This is a genomic window from Phascolarctobacterium succinatutens CAG:287 (genome assembly GCF_000434895.1).
Classification (GTDB): Bacteria; Bacillota; Negativicutes; order Acidaminococcales; family Acidaminococcaceae; genus Phascolarctobacterium_A; species Phascolarctobacterium_A succinatutens_A.
Window position 1 is genome coordinate 50,812 of the sequence record NZ_FR892795.1, and the last position, 7,626, is coordinate 58,437.

General features: G+C 50.0%; 7 protein-coding genes and 1 pseudogene. All 8 read right to left on the reverse strand.

The window, feature by feature from the left end:
* Positions 1 to 399: phosphoribosyltransferase (locus BN587_RS06330; protein WP_303684879.1), on the reverse strand; the 399-nt coding region annotated here is incomplete at its 3' end.
* Positions 400 to 419: 20 nt separating this feature from the next.
* On the reverse strand, positions 420 to 1,406 hold the full coding sequence (gene tilS / locus BN587_RS06335) for a tRNA lysidine(34) synthetase TilS (RefSeq protein ID WP_021720303.1): 987 nt from the start codon (positions 1,404 to 1,406) through the stop codon (positions 420 to 422).
* Positions 1,407 to 1,510: 104 nt separating this feature from the next.
* Positions 1,511 to 2,005: a S1 domain-containing RNA-binding protein gene (locus BN587_RS06340; protein ID WP_021720304.1), complete on the reverse strand. Its 495-nt coding sequence runs from the start codon at positions 2,003 to 2,005 to the stop codon at positions 1,511 to 1,513.
* 110 nt (positions 2,006 to 2,115) lie between these two features.
* Positions 2,116 to 2,409 (reverse strand): FtsB family cell division protein, encoded by a 294-nt coding sequence (locus BN587_RS06345; protein ID WP_021720305.1) that lies wholly within the window; start codon positions 2,407 to 2,409, stop codon positions 2,116 to 2,118.
* Between the two features lie 97 nt (positions 2,410 to 2,506).
* A pseudogene (locus BN587_RS06350) lies at positions 2,507 to 2,816 on the reverse strand (HU family DNA-binding protein).
* A gap of 195 nt (positions 2,817 to 3,011) precedes the next feature.
* Entirely contained in the window at positions 3,012 to 4,613 is a 1,602-nt protein-coding gene (mazG, locus tag BN587_RS06355; RefSeq protein ID WP_021720307.1) for a nucleoside triphosphate pyrophosphohydrolase, read from the reverse strand.
* A 23-nt stretch (positions 4,614 to 4,636) separates the two neighbouring features.
* Positions 4,637 to 6,199: a putative polysaccharide biosynthesis protein gene (locus BN587_RS06360; protein ID WP_021720308.1), complete on the reverse strand. Its 1,563-nt coding sequence runs from the start codon at positions 6,197 to 6,199 to the stop codon at positions 4,637 to 4,639.
* 43 nt (positions 6,200 to 6,242) lie between these two features.
* Positions 6,243 to 7,626, reverse strand: a 1,384-nt coding sequence (locus BN587_RS11905) for a TRCF domain-containing protein (RefSeq protein ID WP_044484427.1), incomplete at its 5' end; no start/stop codon positions are given.

Below are 7,626 nucleotides of genomic sequence, written 5' to 3' on the forward strand. Positions count from 1 at the left end.
ACGCTCGGCCTTGTCGCAAAGAGCAGCGGTTTTCAATGTTGCGGGCTTATAGTGACGCAGCATGTCGGTAATAGAAGCGAAGGTAACGCCGCTGTCAATGATATCATCGATTACCAGCACGTCCTTGCCCTTGATGTCCTCGCTGACATCCAGCTTAACCTTCACACTGCCGCTGGTGCTGGTTCCGTTACCATAGGAAGAAGCAACCATGAAGTCTACGCGCAGCGGCATATCAATAGCACGGGTCAGGTCGGTAGCGAACCAGGCAGCACCCTTCAGCAGAACAATGACAACCAAATCCTTGTCTGCATAATCAGCTGCAATCTGCTTACCCATTTCCTGTACACGGGCATCAATTTCTTCTTTAGTCAGCAAAACTGTCTTAATATCGTCATGCATTTTTCCATTCTCCTTACACGTTATATTTTTTTAGTAAAAATAAGCTGTTTATTTTTATAGACTACGTTGATTCCCTGCGGCAGCTGGATAAGCTTGCCACCACTACGTCTAAGCAGCAACGAATCCATGGCCTGACTACGCTCGTAGGACAGCTCTTCACCGCCCAGCTCGAAATACGCGCGTCGCAATACTCTCAGCCTTACGGCACTGTGCAGCGCCGTAAGCTGCGTCACCGGCAACCTGACAGTATTCTCCTGCCTTCGTGCCAGCTTCTCATAAGCTTCACCAGCAAGCTGCTCCAGACATTCCGCATCCTGCGCCAGTAAAGCAGCAGTACGCGCCAACGACGGCATTACAGCAGGATTAAAGCTGCGCTCCAGATACGGCACAAGCTCCAGACGTACACGATTGCGCGTATACGCCGTATCAGCGTTGGTGCTGTCGTAGCAGACTGCAATGCCTTCTGCGTTGCAGTATTCCTCCAGCAGGCTTTTCGGCAGCGTCAGCAGCGGTCTGATGATATCGCCCTGCTGCGCCCGCATTCCGGCAAGTCCCTGCAGCCCTGCGCCGCGCAACAGCCTTAAGAGCAGCGTTTCCGCCTGATCACCCTCGTGATGCGCCGTAACAAGCGCCGCAGCGCCCTGCTGCGCCGCTACGCGCCTCAGCGCCGCATAACGCAGGCGGCGCGCAGCATCTTCTGTAGAAAGCCGGTTCTGCGCCGCATAGGAGGCAGCCTGCACATGCTCTGTAAAGCAAGGCAATCCCCATGCTTCGCATGCACGCTGCACAGCCTGCATGTCGCGCAAAGCCTCTTCACCACGAAGTCCGTGCTCAACGTGACAGACGCTGTAGCTTCCCCAGCCCTGCGCTGCCAAAGCAGCGCAGGCATGTGCCAAAGCCAGGGAATCAGCGCCGCCGCTTACCGCCAGCAGGTAGTGAGCCTCCGGCCGCAGCAAATTTTTAATTGTTTTGCGCAGCTTGTATACTGCAGGCGCAATCTGCCTCATAGCATATCTCCTTCAGCATCAGAGCAAACATGTCATACCACATTTTCTATGCCATAAAAGAAAAGGCACTCTCAGGAGTGCCATTTCATCAAATACCAGCTTGCTTATTTATCACGTCTGGCACCACGACCACCGCGTTTAGACTCAGTATTACGTTTTAAGTCCAGCATACGGTCATCGCTGTCTTTCAAGAATTTGGATAATTTATCCTCAAACGAAACGGGAGCCATAGGTCTTGCGCTTTGCTGGCGCATACCGCCACGGCGTTCACGATTGTCGCCTTGCGGACGCATACCGTTATTGTTGCTGCGGCGCTCGCGATTATCATTCTGCGGACGCTGCGGTCTTGCCTGCGGAGCCGGCGGCGGTGTAAGCTGTTTAATAGACAAGCCGATTTTGCCGCGGTCATCTACAGATAATACCTTAACCTTAACCTTGTCGTGCTCCTTTAAAAAGTCATGCACGTCTTTTACATAAACATTAGAAACCTCAGAAATGTGAATCAGGCCAACCTTGCCCTCAGGCAGTTGGACAAATGCGCCAAAATTGGTGATGCCTGTAACTTCACCCTCTACAATTGCACCTACTTCAAGTGACATCGAGAAAAAAATCCCCCTTAAAAATTCTTAATACTCTTGTATTATACTCTTTAATTTTTCGTGGTGTCAATAAAAAAAGCAGAACAAAAGCTATCATTTCTTGTTCTGCCTTATTTTTTCTCATCAACTATAAACAGCGGCACCTCGTTTTTACCCACCATGTTGTAATCCTCACGGGCGAGCTTTTCAATGTAACGCGGGTCATCCAACCGTTTACGCTCTGCCTCCAGCTCTGCCTTTTGTTTTTTCAAAGCAGCAATACGTTGCTGTGTGGCAGCCTGCTCATTTTTAATCTGGCAAATAGAATACTCCTGCTTGACAATACCGTACACGCAGGCAACAATCAGCAGCGTCATAAATAACGGGAATGCAATAGATTTATGTCTCACTCGACGTCTGACCATTTCTTAGCCCCCTTAACATTGAAGCTGCATCAGTATTCTGCTGCATATTTTAGAGAAAAGCCCGGCAAAGCTGCCGGGCCCACAGCACTAATACAGCTTATTTTGCGTTAACAGCATCCTTGAAAGCCTTACCAGCTTTGAAAGCAGGTACGGTTGCAGCAGGAGTAACAATTTTCAGGTACGGTTGCAGCAGGGATAACAATTTTTTCCTTGGTTGCCGGATTTTTACCTTCACGTTCTTTACGAGCACGTGCTTCAAAAGTACCAAAGCCAACTACCTGTACTTTGTCACCCTTAGCAACTACCTCTTTAACGGTTTCCAGGGTAGCGGTGATAACTTTTTCAACGTCTTTTTTGGTTAAGCCGGCTTTTTCAGCAACAGCAGCGATTAACTCAGTCTTGTTCATCAAAAATTCCTCCTTAATTGTGACTTTAGTTGTTATTGCAAATGCTTGCGGAGCACGTAACTTCGTAACGTAACTCATATTTAACTAGCAATAGTATTCTACACTCTAAAGCGTTTTCCTGCAAGCCTTTTCCGAAAATATTTATAAAACAAGCGAAAAATAGCGTTATTTTAGTAACTTTATTGCAAAATCGCCTTATAAAATCTGCTTGTGTTCTAACTCCTTAGCCTCATCCCAAAATTTATCCAATTCAGCTAAAGTGAAGTCCTGCCAGCCTTTACCGCTGTCCTCTACCTGCTTTTCTACGTAATTGAAACGGGCAGCAAAGCGATTATTTGTGCCATCTAAAGCTACTTCGGGCTCAATACCATAATGACGCGCGTAATTTACCACAGCAAAGAGTACATCGCCCAGCTCGCTCTCGGCAGCAGCCTTGTCGCCTGCTTGTAAGGCTTCCTGCAGCTCGCCCAGCTCTTCCTGTACTTTAGCCCATACAGATGCACTATCCGGCCAGTCAAAGCCAACCTTCGCAGCCTTGCTTTGCAGCTTATAGGCACGCAGCAGCGTCGGCAGTCCTTGCGTTACGCCGTCCAAAACATGCTTGCGCTCCTGTTTCTCCTGCTTTTTGATAGCCTCCCAATTTACCAGCACCTCATCGCTGTTGTCAACATGGGTATCGCCGAAAACATGCGGATGACGGCGGATAAGCTTATCTACAACCTCGTCGATAACGTCCTGCAGGTCAAAGCGGCCTGCCTCCTGCGCCATACGTGCATGAAAGACAACCTGCATGAGCACATCGCCCAGCTCCTCACGCATGCCTGCAACATCATCGGCATCTACGGCCTCCAGGTATTCATAAACCTCTTCAATCATGTTGCTGCGGATAGATTTATGCGTCTGCTCTCTGTCCCAGGGACAGCCACCAGGCTCGCGCAGGGTGCGCATAACATCAGCCAACGGCTGAATATCAAAATCATCAAAGCCTGCTTCCGGCAAAAAGTCTTCTGCATAGCCTTCTTCTTCGCCTTCGTCAGCAAAATCGTCCTCATCCTCACCAAAAGTGATGATACCGGGAACATCTGCCGCATCTTCAACCTTTTCAAATACAGTATCCTCTGCTCCCTCAGCCAGCGGCGGAACATAAGCGCTCGTAAGATGGTCGATATTAGGCTGTCTGTCCAGTTCGTACAGCTTAATCGGACGGCATTCCTCATCCGGCAGGCCCAGATTACGCAGGAAATAAATTTCATATTCATCAGGCAGTACATCCATCAGCGCAATTTTCAAATCGCTGGCTACCATCTGGCTGTAAACCTGGGTAATCATCAGCGGATGCTGACCGGCACCGGCAATTTCCGCAAAATCCTGCGCATCAATAATCTGCAAACCGGCAATCGGGTCAATACCCAGCTCAACATAAGCCAAGTCCAAAAAGCTCATAGACGGCTTAATAACCAGCTTTACACCCTGCTCCTTGGCAGCAGTACGCATTAAAACAACGGTCTTTTCTGCAACCAGCGGGCTGCCCGGTACAGCGTAAACAACATCGCCGTTCTGTGCTGCTGCCAGCACACGTTCTACGACGCTGTTATAAACCTCCTCAAAGGAAGCAGCCTTTTCGTATAAATCGTCACATGAGGTAAATTTTACGTTTTGCTTTTCCAACTCGGCAACAGTAGGATGCACTGCTGTACGCAGGATAACCTGAGCGCAGTTTTGCAGAAATCCCATTGTCTCCAACGAAAGATGTCCCACAGCACCGGGGCCTAAGCCGACAATTGTGATTGTTCCCATGATAGTACGCCTTCTTTCTTTAATTATTTAAAAAATCGTTTTACTACCGGCAGCTGACGCAGCTCCTGTATGTTCAGCACGCCTAAAAGTGGCAGCAATATGATATAGCATATTCCGGCAGCCAGCATGGCACTGATTGTTGCTAAAGCAGGCGATGCACCACTAAGCAGCGCATGTACCTCTACGGCAGCAACACCCATCACTGCAGATGCAGTGATGATTTTGCCAATACTCAACCAGGAAAAGCTTATGCGGAAGTGATACAGCGCAATAATATTCAAAAGCGCTGTCACGCCAAAGTTTATATTTGTTGCCCACGCTGCACCGGCGATGCCATATTCCGCATTCGTCAGTTGGCAGACAGCTATCAGCTTCGCTACTATGCCAATGAGCATATTCACCATCGGCAGATTAGTATGTCCCACTCCCTGCAGTACACCTGTTGTCACCTGCTGCAGGCCTAAAAGACAAATTGCAGGCGCAGAATGCATAATTGCAACACCGGCCTTTGCCGTACCATACAATAGTTGGCTGATAGGCTGCGCCAGTACCCACATACCTACGGAAGCAGGCACTGTTATCAGGCAGCACAGCTTCATTGCAGTAGCTGCCTTCTGCTCAATAATCTGCCATTTGTTTAAAGCAAACGCTTCAGATACAGCAGGAACCAGGCTCGTTGCCAGCGACATCGTCGGTATCGTCGCCATCAGCAGCAATGGCTGCGCCATGCCTGCCAGATAACCGAACTGCGCCGTCGCCTGCTCCACGCCAAGACCACTGTCAATCAAGCGACCTGGTACCAATAGCACGTCAATACTGCTGGTGACCGGAACAAGGATATTAGCGCAGGATACAGGTAGCGCCAATAGCAGCAGGCGCTTAATCAGCGCGCTGCTGCGCACAAGCTCGCTAGCTGGTGTCTGCAGCTTGACTGCATCTGCCTGCCATTGCTTGCGATAGTAGCGGTAAAAGCAGCCCATTACTACCAGTCCTGTAAGGCTGCCCGGCACTGCGCCGAAGGCGGCGCCGGCAGCAGCGTATTCCAGACCGTAGGGCAGCAGCACATACGCCAGCACAACCATCGTCACTACGCGGATAAGCTGCTCCACAATCTGTGATACTGCAGGTGGCGTCATCAGCTGATGCCCCTGAAAATAACCACGGAAGCTGGCTAAAATCGTCGCAAAGAATATTGCCGGTGTCAGCGCGATGAGCGAATAGTAGGCACGCGCATCTGTAATCACGCCCGCCTCCACCAGCCAGCCTGCAGCCAGCACCAGGCAAAGCGCCAGTACTGCGCCAACGCAGGCCATAAGGCGCAGCGAAACGCGAAAAACCTGACGCACATTAGCATAATCCTTCTGCGCCAGAAAACCGGCGACAATAATAGAAATTGCCACCGGAATACCAGCCGCAGAAATCGCCAGCAGCAACAGATATACCGGATATGCCATCTGGTAAAGACCGATACCTTCGCCGCCCAACAGACGTGAAAGCAGGATACGGTTCACCGAGCCGATAACCTTCACCATCAAACCTGCCAGCGTCAAAATCATCGCTCCACGCAAAAATTTATCACTGCTCATTTCCTGCTTTCACCTCCTCACATCAATTATCAATTATCAATTATCAATTTTCCAATACAAGTTTAGGCAAGGTCTGCTCCAGCCAGGCCAGAGGTTCCTTCTTGGACGCCCCTATCCTGTATGTCAGCTGCTGCTCCTGCCCGTTTTTCAAAGCCATCGTCTTCGGATGCTCCATCAGCAGCTTCAGAATAGCCTCCGGGTTTACTTGCGCCTTTTCGCTAAACGTCAGACGAATAACACCCTGACGTACATTTACGCCACGGATTTTCAGAACGCGGCACAAGCCCTTAAGCGCTGCCAAACGCCAAAGCATTTCCACCTCCGGCGGCGGATTGCCGAAGCGATCAATAACTTCATCAAGCAAATCATCGCGCTGCGAATATTCCAGCTCGCTGAAACGACGATAAAGCTCCATTTTATAGCGCGGATCTGGAATATAGCTGTCCGGAATATAAGCCTCTGCCTGAATTTCCAGCACCGGCTCCGGCTCCGGCTCAGCTGTCTTGCCATTTTTCAGACGCTCGATTGTTTTTTCCAACATCTCACAATAAGCAGCAAAACCGATACCGGTAATGTGACCATGCTGCTGCGGGCCAAGCAGATTGCCGGCGCCACGGATTTCCAGGTCACGCATAGCAATCTTGAAGCCTGCGCCAAGCTCCGTAAAATCACGGATTGCCTGCAAACGCTTTTCAGCAATTTCACTCAGCGCCTTATTCGGCTGATAAACAAAATAAGCATAAGCCAGACGCGAGCTGCGTCCTACGCGGCCACGCATCTGATACAGCTGCGAAAGGCCAAAGTTATCAGCACCATCAATAATTATCGTATTGGCCAAGGGTACATCCAAGCCATTTTCCACAATAGTAGTGCACAAAAGCATATCACAGCTGCCTTCGTAGAAGGAAAGCATAGCATCTTCCAATGCGTCCTCGCTCATCTGTCCGTGAGCAATTTTGATGCTGATTCCCGGCACCAGACGGCGCAGCTTGGCAGACAACGATTCCAAAGCACTTACACGGTTGCTGATATAGTAAATCCTGCCACCGCGGCGCAGCTCGCGCTCCAGCGCTTCCTTAATCATGCCGTCATTATATTCGCTGACATACGTTTCCACGGGCAGACGGTCTTCCGGCGGTGATTCAATAACGCTCATATCACGGCCGTTGACCAGCGCCATGTGCAGGGTACGCGGGATAGGCGTCGCTGACAGCGACAGAACGTCGATGCCAAGATGCCATTTTTTTATTTTTTCTTTTTGAGCAACACCGAAGCGCTGCTCCTCATCAATAATCAACAGTCCTAAGCTGGGGAAATTCACATCAGGCTGCAGCAGGCGGTGCGTACCGATAAGAATATCAACCTTACCATCGGCAACCTCCTGCAGAACAGTACGTTGCTCCTTCGGCGTACAAAAACGGTTCAGC

Coding starts and splice junctions, on each gene's coding strand:
- tilS (WP_021720303.1), bottom strand. CDS start 1,406: ATGAGGCAGATTGCGCCTGCAGTATACAAGCTGCGCAAAACAATTAAA.
- BN587_RS06340 (WP_021720304.1), bottom strand. CDS start 2,005: ATGTCACTTGAAGTAGGTGCAATTGTAGAGGGTGAAGTTACAGGCATC.
- BN587_RS06345 (WP_021720305.1), bottom strand. CDS start 2,409: ATGGTCAGACGTCGAGTGAGACATAAATCTATTGCATTCCCGTTATTT.
- mazG (WP_021720307.1), bottom strand. CDS start 4,613: ATGGGAACAATCACAATTGTCGGCTTAGGCCCCGGTGCTGTGGGACAT.
- BN587_RS06360 (WP_021720308.1), bottom strand. CDS start 6,199: ATGAGCAGTGATAAATTTTTGCGTGGAGCGATGATTTTGACGCTGGCA.